Here is a 16,119-nt window from a genome sequence, read left to right on the forward strand (position 1 = left end):
GTAACCTGTCCCAAAGGTAAAGCAATGGCCCTCAAAAAGGCCGATTATGTAAATCGCCATGGAAACCATTTTCGCAAATATATGGCCAAAAAAACTCATTGTGACAAATGCCCGTTAAAAGATATTTGTAATAATTCCTCTAAAACCGGACGTAGTTATTATATCAGTCATAACTTATTTTTAGAATCTTATAAAGGACAAAACCAGACAAAGGAGTTTAGGCGTTTGCAAGCAGAACGCAAAAATATCGTAGAACATCTGTTCGGAACCTTCAGAATGTGGATGGGTAAGATCCCCCTGTTGCTGAAAGGATGTTTAAAAGTCCAAACAGAAATCGATATTTATGCCACGGCATATAACATCAGACGGCTCATAAATCTGGAATCGGTCACAGCTATGCTTGAAAAACTCAAAAACTACCGGTTTGCTTGATTTTAACTCTTTATACAGACCTTTTTAGACTACAACAAGGTCGATTTTAGCCAAAATTTGAGAACAAGAACTTTTTCCAGAACTAATTTTCTTTCTATTTACTATACAAAATGTCAAAGATCTTTTTGAGATATGTTTTTACACAGTCTCTTGAGAGGGGGCAGGGGATGTGTTAAAGCCAGTCAATAAAAACAGACTTTGTTACAGGTTTATTTGCCGTCTGCTTCAGCTGACGGATTAGTAAATTATCTATTTCTCCAGACTTTAGTCACATTTCTTATAAGTTTCTATCTAAGAGAAATGTGGCTGAAGCCGAAAGAAAGAAACAACTTTAAACCGTCAGCTGAAGCAGACGGCAAATGAACCTGTAATAGTCAAGTGACTCTGATTATGATAGTTGATAGGCGAGGATATGACACACCCCCTCTCGAGAGGGGAGCCAGTTACAACCAGTTACTATAAACAAACATTCACATCTGATTAATAAATGAATTTATGAAAACAAGTTGGCTACTCTTTTTCTCCTGCTTTCTCTTTTTTCGGGGGCAGGCTGCGGATAAAATATATTATACGGATGAAGACCGGGTTGTTTTTGACCGGTATGTTTCAGAGATGAAAGCAAATAAATCTTTGCCCACCGGTGAATTGATGGTTAAAACGGCCCGTTTCTTTTTGGGCACTCCTTATGTGGCTGCAACATTGGAGATGGAGCCGGAAAGGTTGGTTGTAAACCTGCGTGAAATGGATTGCATGACATTGGTGGAGAATGTAGTTGCCCTGACACGGACAATTCAAAGTGAGAACCCTTCGTTTGAAACCTTTTGTAAGAATTTACAGGCACTTCGTTACCGGAATGGAGAGATTCATGACTATACCGATCGTTTGCATTATACCACCGACTGGATTTTCGAGAACCAGCGCAAAGGAATAGTGGAGGATGTTACTTCAGCGGCCGGAGGCGTCTCTCTGCCGGTGAATGTCTCTTTTATGTCGACGCACCCCGATAGTTATAAGCCATTGAAAGAAAATCCGGAATTGACAGCCCGGATTGCCGTGAAAGAGAAAGAGATCAACGCCCGTCCTTATTATTATATACTGGAAACCGAGATAAACCGGAACGCAACAGGCATAAAAGACGGAGATATCGTTTGTTTTGTCACAACGATCAAAGGCCTGGATATATCCCATGTCGGTGTCGTTTGCCGGGTAGGGGATAAACTGACCTTTATCCATGCATCTACTACGCAAAAGAAAGTGATAGTCAATGAAGCCCCTTTACAGGAATACGTGGAAAGTATCAAGCGTAACAGCGGTATAATGATCGTTCGCCCACAAATGTCCTATTAAAATAATTCGAAGGCAAACTTGAGGCCGATATTTTGGTATTTCCATCTATCGAATCCGGCAAAGGCGGCAACGTTGAAAATATGGTTACCGAAACCATATCCTACTTCTGTGTAACTCGGTAAAACGGGTGTCCACAGTTGACTGAAATAAAAGCGTTCAGACAGAATGTACTTAGATGTTTTCTTCTTGAAAAGTTGTGACAAGATGAAGGGACTTTCGTACATAATATGTCCTTGCACATATTTGTCGGATGCATTGAACCAGAAACTCCTTAGTTGGTTGAATACTCCTCCGAATTCATCTCCCCACGATTCAGGGAACTGGCGGCGTGAGAAATAACGGAAATCGGCAAAGTAAATAGATTTGGGATTCAGGTAAATGCCTCCGCTGATGTGATAATTGAGTTTTCTGGACAAACCGAGTGCAATGCTTTGGTGAATATCCGCTTCGATCCGTCCGTAATCACCGGAACTTTTACCTACTCCGGGGATTGCACGGGCAAATTCGACTGAAATGGTCGGATAATAGGAATACAGATATTCTTTGCGATATCCGTCCATCCAGTAATACTGGCGTGGCGTATAGGAAAAGCCGACGACGGGAGTAAAATCATGATAGTTATCATTGATGATTTCTTCTATCCCTTCTCCGGGATTTGAAATATCACTTTTCTTTTTTACCGGTATCCGGCGGTGGTAGGAAACGCCGGTCCATAGTTGGAATCCGTTGAACAGTTCGATGTTGTTGCGTATTTCAGCATAGTAGTGTTTGAAATATTCCAGATTAAGGTCATCGAAATTAAATGTAGAATCTTTCAACTGCTCGTTTATCTCTTTCATAATGGCTGAAGAATAACTCTGGTTACCATTACCGACCGAGAGGCTCAATATGCCTTTTTTCTCCGGCAGATATTCCCAGTCTCCGGACACGGTGAAAAAGATTTCTTTCCGCTTAAATACGAAACCGACGTCCGGACGGAAACGGAGCTGGCGGTCTTTGTCGAAAGTCTTGCTGATGCGCAGACGTTGCCTGTACGTTATTCCGTTATGCCCTGAATACCCCAGTTGGAACGGGTTGAATATTCCTGAATATTTGAGGCGGGTCGTTTTATAGTCCATGCTGATGGTATTCGTGAACTTTTCTGTCAGCTTCAGGTATTTGGTGATATTCGCAGAATCTATTTTCTGTTCATTCGTATTGTTGGCGACATGATATAACCTCTCTTCTTCCTTTGTCAAAGGAATATCGCGTTCTTTGTTCCAGAATGTCGTGTCTGAAATGATGGGAACCGTATCTGAGGATAATTTATAATATCCGGTCAGGTCCAGTGATCTTTTTCTTTGCGTTTCGTTATCTTCTTCCACCCATTCCACCGCTTTGTATTTGAAAGAAGAATGGTAGCTGGTAGCAATGGCATTCCCCAGGACATGGTAGCGCAGATACAGGCTGGCTTTATCCGGAAGGATAAAGCGGCGGTAATCGCGTCCGAAAGTCATGATCAGGTTGAATTCGGCAAAATCGAAACGTCCGTTCACATCTATCTTGTCGATGATCCAGGATTGGTCGCGGATATACAGGTCGCCGCAGATTAGCTTCTGGCTCCATAATTTAGGCATGAACCGTATCTTATAGATCCTGAGCCCACTGGTGTCACTGACACTTTCCAGGTCGAATGTATAAAATTTGGAAGCCTGGTTGGTCATAGGAGTGATGATGCCTTCATTATATATGGTGGAGGAATAGACATTGAGGTTCAGAAAACTCAATGCTTCCTGCTGTTTCTTGTTGTTGGGGATACTATTTCCGTTTACGGCCTGGAAGTTGTGCAGGAAATTGTTGGGGGCATTGAATTTCGATTCGCTTACCATTTCGAAGATCATATCCTTGTTTTTCCTGTCGACCGGGAAGAGATGATGTGCGAAACGCATCAGAAAGTTCTGTTTCAGTATTTCCGTACGCCCTTTTATATATATTTCCGCTTCGTACTTTGAAAGGACATGCTGGTATTTTTCGGCGTTTTTAATTACCTCTTTCATAATGGAATCCGCCTTTACGGACGATTCCGTTTTTTCTTTTAAATCAGGCAACACTTTACTTCTATAAGTGCTTTCCTGTTTGGCGGCAGCATTTACAGTCAATAAAATCAGAGCAAATATCAAAACGTATCTTTTCAACAAATTATCACCCCTTTTGCTGCAAACGTAACGAATAAAATTCAAATTAGTAGTAAAAGAAAGTAAAATGTAATTATAAATACAATTTATCGTATTAAACATTTTATTATTTCAAAAGAAAAGTTGTACATTTGTGCTTCATAAGTATGTTATAAAACAGTCGTGGTTAAGCAACAAAAAGAAGAGGTCGATCTATCGGCCAGTTTAGCAGAAGTATGGAGAGTACTGACCGACAAAGAGCGGGAAGTTCTCCGTAATAATTCGACGATCCAGCATTTCAAACGTAACGAGTTGATCTATTGCGAGGGCGACGAACCAAGGGACATGATGTGCTTACTGAGAGGTAAGGTAAAGATTTTTAAGGAAGGTGTCGGCGGTCGCAGCCAGATCATCCGGATGATTAAACCTGTACAGTATTTCGGTTACCGTGCTAATTTCGCTCAGGAGAATTACCTGACAAATGCCTCTGCATTTGAAGCATCTGTTGTTTGTCTGATACCGATGACAATAGTTACGGACTTGCTGATGGGTAATCCCAATCTGGCAATGTTCTTTATTCGTCAGTTATCGTTTGATTTGGGAGTGGCGGATGAACGTACCGTTAATCTTACCCAGAAACATATTAGGGGTCGTCTGGCGGAATCTTTATTATTCCTGAAAGATAGTTACGGTCTGGAAGAAGATGGGGCTACATTGAGTATTTACCTGTCTCGTGAAGATTTGGCAAACTTGTCGAATATGACTACTTCCAATGCTATCCGTACCTTATCGACATTTGTAACTGAGCGTATCATTGCTATCGACGGTAGAAAGATCAAGTTGATAGATGAGGATAAGCTGAGAAAGATAAGTAAGATGGGATAACGAAAGATATGACTTTTGAAAACAAAAGAAGGGACTTTCAGTTACGAAGGTCCCTTCTTTTGTTTTTAAAAGTCATGACATTTATTTGATTGCTTCACGGATGCGAACTAAACGTGTCAGTAAGCCTTCGAGCAAATCTAATTGTAGCATATTGGCTCCATCGGATTTTGCTTTGGACGGTTCCGGATGGGTTTCGATGAAGAGACCGTCGGTGCCGACAGCAATAGAGGCTTTGGCTATTGTTTCTATCAATGCCGGCAGGCCGCCTGTTACACCGGATGTCTGGTTGGGCTGTTGCAATGAGTGGGTTACATCCATGATGACCGGATAACCGAAATCCTGCATTTGCGGGATGCCCCGATAATCGACAACCAGGTCTGTATAGCCGAATGTGGTTCCCCGCTCGGTAATCATGACGTTGTCATTTCCTGCATCGGCAACCTTTTGTACGGCGAATTGCATGGCTCCGGGAGAAAGAAACTGTCCTTTCTTGATGTTGACGATCTTTCCGGTTTGTGCGGCGGCGACAAGCAGGTCCGTTTGACGGCAAAGGAAAGCCGGGATTTGCAAGACATCTACATATTCGGCAGCCATGGCAGCTTCATGGGTTTCATGTATATCTGTAACGGTCGGGACGTTGAATGTTTCGCTTACTTTGCGTAAAATCTTTAAGGCTTTCTCATCGCCGATTCCGGTAAATGAATCGAGGCGGGAGCGGTTTGCCTTGCGGTATGAACCTTTGAAGATATATGGAATATTCAGCTTCTCGGTGATGCCGATAACCTTTTCGACGATACGTAGCGCCATGTCTTCCCCTTCGATCACACAAGGACCCGCCATCAGGAAGAAATTATCTTTATTCTTAAAATCGTTAACTGTTATCATAATTGTTATATATTGTTTTGTTCCAACAACTCCAATGTTTGCCTGATCTTTTCCTCTGTCGGCAATGTGGCATCTATCCAATGGATCGTGCAACCCCGGCGTTCCATTCCGCGGAACCAGGTCATCTGACGTTTGGCAAACTGGTGGATGGCTATTTCTAATTGGGAAACCATTTCTTCGTAAGAAAGTTTACCAATGATGTATAGTGTGAGATATTTATACTCCAATCCGTAATAAATGAGGTCTTCCGGTTTGACGCCGGAGGCAATGATGCCTTTTACCTCGTCTACCATGCCTTCCTCCAGACGGGCACGCAGACGTCTGGATATTTTTTCGCGTCGCAGTTCCCGATCAATGTTTATGCCAATGATGAGGCTGTTGATCGGATCATATTCGTTCGCATCGGGAGCCTCGGTTTTATAATATTCTTCAATCTCGATAGCCCGTATCGCCCTTTGTGCGGAATCTACGTCTGTCTTGTTATGCAATACTTTGTAACCGGCCAGTATTTTTTCCAGTTCTTCCAGCGACTTGCCTTGCAAAGATTCCCTTAACTCCAGATTTTGGGGAACATCCAACAGCTTGTATCCTTTCAATACCGCTTCGATATACATGCCGGTTCCACCGCAAAGGATAGGGAGCTTGCCTTTTTCTTGTATGTCCTGGTAAGCACGGAAGAAGTCATGCTGATATTCGAATACATTATATTTATATCCCGGATCGCAGATATCGATCAGATGATAGGGGATTACTTTACCGTTCACTGTATAATCGGCCAGGTCTTTCCCGGTACCGATATCCATGCCACGGTAAATCTGGCGTGAATCGGCACTGATGATCTCCGTATCCAGCCGGTCGGCCAGCGCTGCGGCAAAAGGCGTTTTACCGGAAGCGGTCGGGCCTAGTATCGTTATAAGTTGATATGTTCTCATTATGGAGCAAAGATAATAAAAAAAGCCGTCCCCTTTGCGGAGGACGGCTTCCATATACTGATTTGTATTTGATTACTTACCAGCGATAACGCGAGCCATTTCACAAACTTTGTTTGAATAACCCCATTCGTTGTCATACCAAGAAACGATCTTAGCGAAGTTGTCATCCAAAGAGATGCCAGCTTTAGCGTCGAAGATAGAAGTGTTAGAGCAACCACGGAAGTCAGTTGAAACAACTGCATCTTCTGTGTAACCCAGTACACCTTTCAATTCGCCTTCAGATGCTTCTTTCATAGCAGCTTTGATGTCGTCCATTGTAGCAGCCTTTTCCAGAACTACTGTCAGGTCAACAACAGAAACGTCAGAAGTCGGAACACGGAAAGCCATACCAGTCAGTTTACCGTTCAATACCGGCAGAACTTTACCTACAGCCTTAGCAGCACCTGTAGAAGAAGGGATGATGTTTTCAAGGATACCACGGCCACCTCTCCAGTCTTTCTTAGAAGGACCGTCTACTGTTTTCTGAGTTGCAGTAGCAGCGTGAACTGTAGTCATCAAACCTTTAACGATACCGAACTTGTCGTTCAATACTTTAGCGATAGGAGCCAAGCAGTTAGTAGTACAAGAAGCGTTAGAGATGATGTCCTGTCCTGCGTAAGTTGTGTGGTTAACACCATAAACGAACATAGGAGTAGCGTCCTTAGAAGGAGCAGACATGATAACTTTCTTAGCACCAGCCTGGATATGTTTGCGAGCAGTTTCGTCTGTCAGGAAGAAACCTGTAGATTCAACTACAACTTCAGCACCAACTTCGTCCCATTTCAGGTTAGCAGGATCCATTTCTGCAGTCAAACGGATTTTGTTACCGTTTACAACCAGGTTGTTACCTTCTACAGCAACTGTACCATCGAAACGACCGTGTACTGAGTCATATTTCAGCATGTATGCCAAGTAATCAGCATCCAACAAGTCGTTGATACCTACGATCTGAATATCATTGCCGAAGTTTTTAACTGCAGCGCGGAACACCATACGTCCGATACGGCCGAAACCGTTAATACCTACTTTAATCATTGTAATAAAACTTTTATGGGTTTATTAAAAATATTACATAAAATCCATTTAACAGCCACAAGGAGTTGCGCATGAAGCCAATATCGTCAGCATTGCGGTGAATGCCATAAAGAGAATCAAATTACGTTTCATTTTATCCTTGTTTTTAACGACTGCAAATTTAGTCATGTTTTTTTATTCTACCTTTATTAATGTGAGAAAAATATGCCCTCTAACATAAATTAAATGTTAGGAGTTATTTCTTTTTCTTAAACAGAAGGTTTGTAAACCAGCTTTGAGCCTTTCTGATTCCCCATGTCAGCAAGAATGGGCGGATTACATCCCAGGCTACGGGCAGCAGGCCTTGTGCGATACTCAGATAATCCGAGAAACCGATCGGGGTTACCGGCTGGCTGGCTGTTGCTGTTTCTGTAGATTCTGTTTTTTTTGATTTAGTGTTGGGAAATAGTAAGGTGGTGAAACCGGATATCAAAAGGCTGCCTGCATTTTCCTGGATATAAGAAAAGTCGTCATTCAGCTTTTGTTCCTGTATAACACATTGCTTCCGGATTCTTTCCTTGTCAGAAATCAGTTTCTCCAGTGGCGTCAGTGGCTTGTTTTGTATCTGTTGCATCATCTTTTTCGTCATTACCGTTTAATGCTGCAATCACTACGTTCAATACCGTGTTGCAGATTCTGCCTTTATTCATTATAATGAGCCCGATCAATAGGAGATATAACACAGCCACGAAGGCAAAGCCGGTTCCCATCGAACCGAAGATATCACCCATAAAGAACCCTAATGCCAGGAATATGAACAGGATGGCAAAGAAAGCCAGAAACAATAAAATTAAGCCATACGAAAGAATGGCGATCAGTTGGCCGCTTCTTTCGTATGTGCTTAACTTTAAAAGTTCAAGCTTTAATTCTACGTAAGTTGAAACATCATCTTTCAGCTCACGAAAGATTTTTCCTGAATCTTTTTCCATAAATAATTATTCAGCTACGATTTCTTCGGTAGCTTTTACAACTTCAGTTTTACCTTCTTTATACTTGGCGAGAGCGGAATTAAAGCCTTCTTTTACTTTTCCAACTACACCGTTCAATTCTTCCAGTAACTGTTCTCTCTTATCGGTAGCTGCCAGATATCCAACTGCTGCACCAACTGCTGCACCAACTACCAAACCTAGTAATAATTTAGAATCTACATTTTTCATAACTCTTACATTTAAATGTGTCTACTAAAATAACGCTTTTATTCGAATGATAGTTTACTTCTGTGTTAACTTTTACTGTTAAATAAAGTTATGGCTTCTGTGTCTTAACGGCAACCCAATTGTTTTTCTCTGCGTGGGAAATGAATTTCAATCCGTTGCGTTCGCACTCTGCCTGGATGGCGGGAATGTCTTCAGTGTAGAATCCGCTCATGAAAAGGGTTGCTCCCGGTTTCATGCAGGCGGCATACCGGTTAATATCGTTCAGCAGGATGTTGCGGTTGATATTGGCGAATACAATATCGAATGTACCGAATGCGGGGATTTGTTCGGCGCCGCCCAAGGCAATCTGTATATCTTCCGTATGGTTCAACCGGGTATTTTCCAGCGCGTTGTTGTAAGCCCATTCGTCGATGTCGATTCCGACTACTTTATTGGCGTGTTTCATTTTTGCCAGGATGGCCAGTACGGCTGTTCCGCATCCCATATCCAGCAGGTCTTTGCCTTCCAGGTCGAGTTTCAGCATTTCGCTGATCATCAGGTAAGTCGTTTCGTGATTGCCTGTACCGAAAGCCATTTTCGGGTCTATTATAATATTATATGTATAACCCGGTTCCGGTTCGTGGAAAGAAGCGCGGATGATGCAGTCGTTACCGATACGGATGGGCTTGAAATAGTTTTTTTCCCATTCTTCGTTCCAGTCCTTGCTTACCACCAGTTGTTCGGTGTACCGGATGGTTACGTTTTCCAGCGGAAATTCATTCAGTTTATCCTGTAATGCTTTTACATTATATAATTGGTCGGATACATAAGCCAGCAAGCCGTCTTCGTCTTCGGTAAAACTCTCGAAACCGATTTCGCCCAGTTCGGACGCCAGTACATCACTGATAATTGTTGCCTCGATAGGCGATTCATAGGTGAATTTCAGTTCGTAATAATTCATATTCTTTGCTTTTTATTCGTTTGGGGACAAAGGTATCGAATATATTTCTTTCTTAAATCTTCTTGCAATAAATAAACTTGCGCTCATTCTCTTCAACCATCCGGTTCATACAAGAAATATTGGACAAACACAGAACGTTATGTGAAAAAGTTGTTTCGCTGTTACGCTTCTCTTCTATGAACTATCTGTCAGGGGGATTGGGTTGCAAAATCCGTCATCCTTGACTCTGTTTATCAAAATGTCATTTTACCTCTGTCGCCAGCAGGTTGTATGTATCAGGGCTTGGGTATATTGTTTTTTATTCGATTCTAAAGAAGATTGAAAGTGTCTTTATTTTGATTTTTATGATTTTGGTGTGCCTTTTTGCTTTGTTTCATCGATATAAAATAGATAAAGTGAGTGAATGAAGTTGTATACATGTAAATGTGTTGTTTAAATTGTATGTATGTTTTTATCTCTTCCAGAAAATAATTCTGCTAAAAAACATGCATTTCAAGTGATAAAACCATCCAAAAACGGCTAAATTCAACTGTAATTAACAAAAATTTCCTTTTAAACGAACCTCAATTTTGTTTAAAAGGAAAATAATCTCGTTTTAAACGAAGTTCAAATTTATTTAAAACGAGATCTTGGAATTGATATTAATAGTAAATGTGTTAAATATTGTAGTTATTCTTTTTCTGATTCAATCAATCTGTCAAATACATCAGATATAGAAATGGCTATATAATGAACTTTGTGATAGATTATTGTGGATTAATAGATTAAATTGATATTTTGGGGAGATGTAAGTTTAAGAAGAGTTGCATGAAATACACGTTTTGATAGTCCAAATCTTTCTACAATGAAACCTGACAATAAATTCAAAACAGATTCTGAATATTTTTTATGCAACCTTTATTTTTATTTATTTTGATATTACCTTTGTCAGGCGTACTAAAAACGTAGAAGTGTTATATATTATTCAGTATGCTTCACGCTACTGCAAACTTAGAGCTTTCTTTATAAATTGAATATATTTATGTTTGATGTTTCTTTATTAAGTCAGTTAAGAGAAGGGAACCGTGAGGCTTTCAACAGCTTGTTTCGCCATTACTATCCCCGTGTTATGGCGTATGTCGCAGCTATGGTGGAACAGGAAGTAGCGGAAGATGTCGTTCAGGATGTTTTCTTGCATGTTTGGGAAAATCGAAAAAAGCTATACGCCGGAGAAGGGTTTCATTCTTATCTGTTTCAGTCGGCTTATACCCGCTGTATTGATTATTATAGAAAAACACAGTCTGCCGACAAATATAATCTTCAGATAGAGAGCGCATATCTGGAAGAGTATAATGCCTTATTACGTTCAGATGCGTCTGTCCTGGAAGAAATTTATTCAAAAGATTTTTACGAGCAACTACATAATTTACTGGAAAAATTGCCAATCCAGCGGCGTGAGGTATTTATTCTTACTTATATTGAAGGCTTAAAGGCAAAGGAAGTATCCGAGCGTCTCCAAATCCCACAGCGTACGGTAGAAAGTCATATTTACCTGGCTATTAAGTATCTTAGGGCACATTTATCTAAAAATGATTTCTATATATTATCTCTTCTTTATTTTTTTCGTCAGTGAAATTAAAAAAATGAATGATTGCTCCGTAGTTTTTACCTCTCATACGTTTAGCTTGTATAAAAGATAAAAAATGGAATTCGATTACGGACTTTTGGCAAAATACCTGGCAGGAAATATCTCTTCCGATGAAATGCAGAAAATGGAGGAGTGGAGTAACTTGTCACAGGATAATAAAAAGATATTATCTGAAGTGATGCGTCTTCGTGTTTCCTATAATATGATGTATTATAAAAGTTCGGACCATATCGAAAAGGCTTTGGAAAAGCTGAATGTGAAGATCAATCGTTCCAACCGTTTTAAATTAATGCGTAACGTGTTGCAGTATGCTGCCGTCTTTTTGATGCTGTTTTCCTGCTTTTATGGGGGCTATGAGTATTTAAAGCCTGAAAAATATATAAGTATTGTGGTCAAACCCGGGCAAGACGTGAAAAAGGTTGTGCTTGCTGACGGAACTTCCGTTTGGTTGAAGGGTGGATCGACATTAAAATATCCGGAATCTTTCTCTGACGAGAATCGTCAGGTCTCCTTGCAAGGAGAAGCTTTCTTTGAAGTCTCAAAGAAAGCAGAAACAATTTTCTCTATTTAATGTCTTTACCGGATATGTGAATATCCAGGTAAAAGGCACTTCTTTTGATGTAAAGACCGATGTAGAAAATAAAAGAGTAGAGGCTGTTTTAGTTAGCGGAGAAATAGAATTGCTGGATGCGGACCGTAATAAACTGCTGGATGTATCCCCCGGAGAAAAAGTAACTTATAACCAAAACAAGAATGAATATACCACAGAGGCTGTCGATGTGAATATTCTGACAGCCTGGCGACTGAGACAATTTGTCTTTGAAAACGCGACCCTGCGTGAAATAGTCAATAAACTATCCGTAAAATTTAATGTAAACATAAATATCGAGTCTTCAGCTCTTGCACAACGTAAATTCCGGTGTGTGATTAATGATGATGAAGAGTTGGTCGATATCCTGAAATTATTGGAATACCTGGCTCCAATACATTATAAGATAGAAGAAAACGAAGTTTTCATATACGAACAATTTAAAAAGTAATGCCTATGAGAAAATGATTGAAAAAACTGACACACACAGAAATGTAACTAAAAAATAGTACTAACATTATTAAATCACATGTATGATTAAAAAAGTTTCTATTGCTACATTAGCAATGTTTTTGACTTCTGCATCGCCCGCCATGGCGATAAGCGATGCGCATTCTTTGTATGTGAATCTGGAACTGACGTTGAATAGCACAACGGTCGGTGCAGTTATACAGAGTATCAGTGAACAAACCGGATATGAATTTTCTTATGACGAAGCCTTGTTGAATAAGAAAATCTCCAACGTATTTGTTAATTTTAAAAATGAACACATCGAAAAAGTGCTCAAAGAGGTTTTTAAGAATACCGGTATTTCTTACAAAATCGTAAATAACCGTGTGTTTTTGAAAGATAATAATGTAAAGAAGAATGTTCGGACGGTAGAACGGCTGATCGTAAATGAAATTCAGCAGAATAAAAAGAAGATATCAGGGGTTATTGTCGATGAGGAAGGGACACCGGTTATCGGTGCAAACATTACTCTTGAAGGGAACAAAGGAGTCGGAACGGTGACGGATGCCGAAGGTAAATTCATCTTGAGCGAGATTCCGGTTGGGGCGACCTTGCTTGTTTCTTATATCGGTTATTTGGAACGGAAAGTACAGGTGGAGGATGGTAAGAGTTCTTATCAGATTACATTGCATGAAGATACCCAGAAACTGGATGAAGTAATCGTTATCGGATATGGTGTAGAGAAAAAGATAAATATGACCGGTGCTATTACAAATGTAAAAACGGAGGAATTATCTAGCATTTCGACTACCAACTTATCTAATACTTTAGCGGGACGTGCGCCAGGATTGACAATTGTCGGTAGTTCCGGTTTCATGGGATCAAGCTCGGAAATCCGTATGCGTGGCGGATTCGGCGACCCGTTATTTGTTATCGATGGAATTATTCGAGACAAGGCGGCATTCGATGCGCTTGAATCGAACGAAATCGATCAGTTGAGTTTCTTGAAGGATGCGGCGACAGCTTCTGTTTACGGTTCTAAAGCCGGTAATGGCGTTGTTTTGGTAACGACTAAGTCGGGTGCGGATAGCATGGGAAAACCCAAATTTGAATATCAGGGATCATATACGTTCAACAGACCTACCCGCAAGCTGTTCACGGATGATATGAGCGCTTACAAAGAATTGACGTATCAAAATTTAGTAGCCGAGGCTAACGGACTTGCCCGGCCTAACAACGATGAAGAGATGGAGTATGCCAAGACACATGATTATAATGTGAATGATCTGATCTGGCAAAATCCATGGAATACAAAGCATTCTATTAGTGCGACAGGTGGTACGGAAAAAGTCAAATACTATGTTTTAGGTAGTTTTATCAGGGAAGAAGGATCTTATAAGAATCTGGAAAATAATAAATATTCATTTCGATCCAATCTGACAGTAAATTTGAGTAAATATATATCCTTGAATGCGAATGTTTCCGGTTATCAGAAAGATGACAGACGCTTTAATTGGTCTGGTAGTGGTGATGACAGTGAGGATATATTCGACTTTTACAGAACTACGTTTAATTGTTTGAGGACGGTTCCGTCTTATGCGTATCTGGATGGTACTCCGGCAAACGAAAAGACTGATTATCCTGTTTATCCGGATGTCAGTAATTTTAAAGGTTGGAATGTCGCAGATGTAATATTGGGTGATCGTTATATCAAAACCCGCAGACGTAATGTAAATGGTATTTTATCATTAAACATCGACTTGAGTAAGCTTTTACCCGGATTATCAACAAAAGTAACCGGAAATTACATAATCAATGACTATGCCCGTAAGAAATATCTTACTCATCAGAAAGCCTACAATTTTCAATCGGCTGATCCTAATAACCGTTTTGTTCCGGGACCGCTGGATTTGAATAAATATAATATCTTCACGTTTGGTTCCAATTATGAGAATCTGACTTATGGTTCCCGCCAATTCTGGAATGAACAGTTTGACTGGACAGTGAATTATAAAAATAAGTTCGGTAAGCATGAAGTAGGCGGAATGATCACTTTTGAGCAGGCTCAAAGTCAGGGCGAAGCCATCTATGCAACAGCGAATGATCCGTTGACGGCTTATGACCAATGGTTCGTGTTTTCAACCGACCCGGAAAGACGGACGGTTTCAGTCAATGAATCGGAGAACTTAGGCTCGCATTTGTCGTGGATCGGACGTGCGACTTATAACTATGATTCCAAATATATGGCAGAGTTCTCATTCCGTTATGATGGAAATAATAAATTTCCTAAAGACAGCAGATGGGGCTTTTTCCCCTCGGCCTCACTTGGATGGCGTATCAGTAAGGAAGCCTTTATGGAGAGTGCTTCTAATTGGCTTGACGACTTAAAAATACGTGCTTCTTATGGTACTACCGGTAACGATTTGAATACATCGAATGCGTCGATTGGATATTTCCAGTATATAGAAAGATATACTTCCGGTAGCAGTTATATGTTTGGAAACGGATTGGCAAACGGTATACAGTCAGGCAGTATGCCAACTTATAATTTGACCTGGGCTACTTCGTCGACTATCAATGGTGGTTTGGATTTTACCTTTTTGAATAATCGATTGAGTGGAACAGTTGATGGGTTCTATAGAAAGGAAACAGATATTTTAGGTTCAAGAACATCTACTTTGCCAAGTACTTATGGGGCGTCGTTGGCTCCTGAAAATTATGCTGAACGTTCGTGGAGAGGTGGTGAAGTGACGCTGGGTTGGAGAGATAAGGCTAAACATGGAATAAATTATTCTCTTTATATGAATATCGGTTACTCGAAAGATCGTTGGGACGTATTGGATGAATCGGTGATTTATATGACTGGTAACCTGAAAGATTTGTCTTTGGTCGGAATGTCGGCTGGGCGTATCACGGGATTGAAAGTCGATCATTTGTTGACCGATCAGGCGGAAGTAGATGAACTGATTGCCAAAGGATTCAAGCAGTATGGGCGCGATCCGTATCTTGGCGGTCTTTTGTTCCAGGATACCCGTGGTGATGGTTATGCTCCGGGAGCGGACGGAAAGATTGATGGAAATGACTCGTATAATTTGCTTTCAACAAACGGAACTCCTCGTATTAATTATGGTTTCGGCGGTAGCTTCAGTTGGAAGGGTATTACTATTGATATGCATTTTCAGGGTGTTGGCAACTATGACCGGTTGGTAGGATGTGAGGCGACTCAGGGCATACCGCAGTATGGTGGTAACACTCGTCCGTATTATCCTATCTGGACAAGTGATAAATGCTGGAGTCCGGAGAATCCAGATGGTATTTATCCCCGTGTAATCGGTAAGAACCAGTATGAATCAGGTTATGGTAATACTGATTTCTGGATGCGGAATGGAGCCTATGTTCGTTTAAAAAATCTGAATGTAGGATATGACTTGCCTATGGCTGTTCTTCGTCCATTGGGATTGACTCGTGCCCAGGTATTTATGAATGCAACCAACTTATTTTCTATATCGGCGATGAATGAGTTCATGGATCCTGAACAGAAATACTACGATTCATTCCCTTTGATGAGATCATTTACATTCGGACTTAACTTCTCATTCTAAAATTAAA

Annotated in this window: 15 protein-coding genes; 7 read left to right on the forward strand and 8 right to left on the reverse strand. The window is 40.7% G+C overall.

Going from position 1 to position 16,119, the window contains the following annotated elements; translation table 11 throughout:
- Positions 1 to 432 (forward strand): transposase (locus NBH14_RS24955; protein ID WP_250817831.1); only part of this gene is annotated, 432 nt, incomplete at its 5' end.
- A 495-nt stretch (positions 433 to 927) separates the two neighbouring features.
- Positions 928 to 1,779, forward strand: coding sequence for an N-acetylmuramoyl-L-alanine amidase-like domain-containing protein (locus NBH14_RS24960; RefSeq protein WP_186961584.1), 852 nt, complete (start codon positions 928 to 930; stop codon positions 1,777 to 1,779).
- Here NBH14_RS24960 and NBH14_RS24965 read toward each other — a convergent pair.
- Complete coding sequence (locus tag NBH14_RS24965; RefSeq protein WP_446500457.1) at positions 1,776 to 3,953, reverse strand: DUF5686 family protein; 2,178 nt, start codon at positions 3,951 to 3,953, stop codon at positions 1,776 to 1,778. The two genes, NBH14_RS24960 and NBH14_RS24965, sit on opposite strands and share 4 nt — an antisense overlap.
- Before the next feature lie 225 nt (positions 3,954 to 4,178).
- Here NBH14_RS24965 and NBH14_RS24970 point away from each other — a divergent pair, with 225 nt between their 5' ends.
- On the forward strand, positions 4,179 to 4,817 hold the full coding sequence (locus NBH14_RS24970; protein WP_154278289.1) for a Crp/Fnr family transcriptional regulator: 639 nt from the start codon (positions 4,179 to 4,181) through the stop codon (positions 4,815 to 4,817).
- A gap of 81 nt (positions 4,818 to 4,898) precedes the next feature.
- Here the strand turns inward: NBH14_RS24970 and kdsA are convergent, their stop codons facing one another.
- The 7 genes from kdsA to prmA form a co-directional block, all read right to left on the reverse strand.
- Positions 4,899 to 5,702, reverse strand: coding sequence for a 3-deoxy-8-phosphooctulonate synthase (kdsA, locus tag NBH14_RS24975; RefSeq protein WP_186961582.1), 804 nt, complete (start codon positions 5,700 to 5,702; stop codon positions 4,899 to 4,901).
- A gap of 5 nt (positions 5,703 to 5,707) precedes the next feature.
- On the reverse strand, positions 5,708 to 6,634 hold the full coding sequence (gene miaA / locus NBH14_RS24980; RefSeq protein ID WP_186961581.1) for a tRNA (adenosine(37)-N6)-dimethylallyltransferase MiaA: 927 nt from the start codon (positions 6,632 to 6,634) through the stop codon (positions 5,708 to 5,710).
- Positions 6,635 to 6,706: 72 nt separating this feature from the next.
- Entirely contained in the window at positions 6,707 to 7,708 is a 1,002-nt protein-coding gene (gap, locus tag NBH14_RS24985) for a type I glyceraldehyde-3-phosphate dehydrogenase (protein ID WP_007652928.1), read from the reverse strand.
- 235 nt (positions 7,709 to 7,943) lie between these two features.
- Positions 7,944 to 8,324 (reverse strand): hypothetical protein, encoded by a 381-nt coding sequence (locus NBH14_RS24990; protein ID WP_233567493.1) that lies wholly within the window; start codon positions 8,322 to 8,324, stop codon positions 7,944 to 7,946.
- Positions 8,269 to 8,676 carry a phage holin family protein gene (locus NBH14_RS24995; protein WP_048317187.1) on the reverse strand — a complete coding sequence of 136 codons (408 nt, stop codon included), beginning with the start codon at positions 8,674 to 8,676 and terminating at the stop codon, positions 8,269 to 8,271. The genes NBH14_RS24990 and NBH14_RS24995 overlap by 56 nt, the downstream gene beginning before the upstream one ends.
- 6 nt (positions 8,677 to 8,682) lie before the next feature.
- Positions 8,683 to 8,904 (reverse strand): YtxH domain-containing protein, encoded by a 222-nt coding sequence (locus NBH14_RS25000; protein WP_007652933.1) that lies wholly within the window; start codon positions 8,902 to 8,904, stop codon positions 8,683 to 8,685.
- Between the two features lie 88 nt (positions 8,905 to 8,992).
- Entirely contained in the window at positions 8,993 to 9,844 is an 852-nt protein-coding gene (gene prmA, locus NBH14_RS25005) for a 50S ribosomal protein L11 methyltransferase (RefSeq protein WP_186961580.1), read from the reverse strand.
- Between the two features lie 1,021 nt (positions 9,845 to 10,865).
- Between prmA and NBH14_RS25010 the strand changes: the two genes are divergently transcribed.
- The 4 genes from NBH14_RS25010 to NBH14_RS25025 all read left to right on the forward strand — a co-directional run bounded on the left by NBH14_RS25010 (position 10,866) and on the right by NBH14_RS25025 (position 16,112).
- A complete protein-coding gene (locus tag NBH14_RS25010) occupies positions 10,866 to 11,456 on the forward strand; it encodes an RNA polymerase sigma-70 factor (RefSeq protein WP_186961579.1) in 591 nt (196 codons plus the stop codon).
- A gap of 70 nt (positions 11,457 to 11,526) precedes the next feature.
- Positions 11,527 to 12,042 carry a FecR domain-containing protein gene (locus NBH14_RS25015; RefSeq protein WP_186961578.1) on the forward strand — a complete coding sequence of 172 codons (516 nt, stop codon included), beginning with the start codon at positions 11,527 to 11,529 and terminating at the stop codon, positions 12,040 to 12,042.
- Positions 12,002 to 12,511: a FecR family protein gene (locus tag NBH14_RS25020; RefSeq protein WP_222622149.1), complete on the forward strand. Its 510-nt coding sequence runs from the start codon at positions 12,002 to 12,004 to the stop codon at positions 12,509 to 12,511. Before NBH14_RS25015 ends, NBH14_RS25020 begins: the two co-directional genes overlap by 41 nt.
- A gap of 82 nt (positions 12,512 to 12,593) precedes the next feature.
- The gene (locus tag NBH14_RS25025; RefSeq protein ID WP_186961577.1) at positions 12,594 to 16,112 is read left to right on the forward strand and encodes a TonB-dependent receptor; all 3,519 of its coding nucleotides are present in this window, start codon (positions 12,594 to 12,596) and stop codon (positions 16,110 to 16,112) included.
- Positions 16,113 to 16,119 lie beyond the last annotated feature (7 nt).

This window comes from Parabacteroides caecihominis (assembly GCF_023656785.1).
Lineage (GTDB): Bacteria > Bacteroidota > Bacteroidia > Bacteroidales > Tannerellaceae > Parabacteroides > Parabacteroides segnis.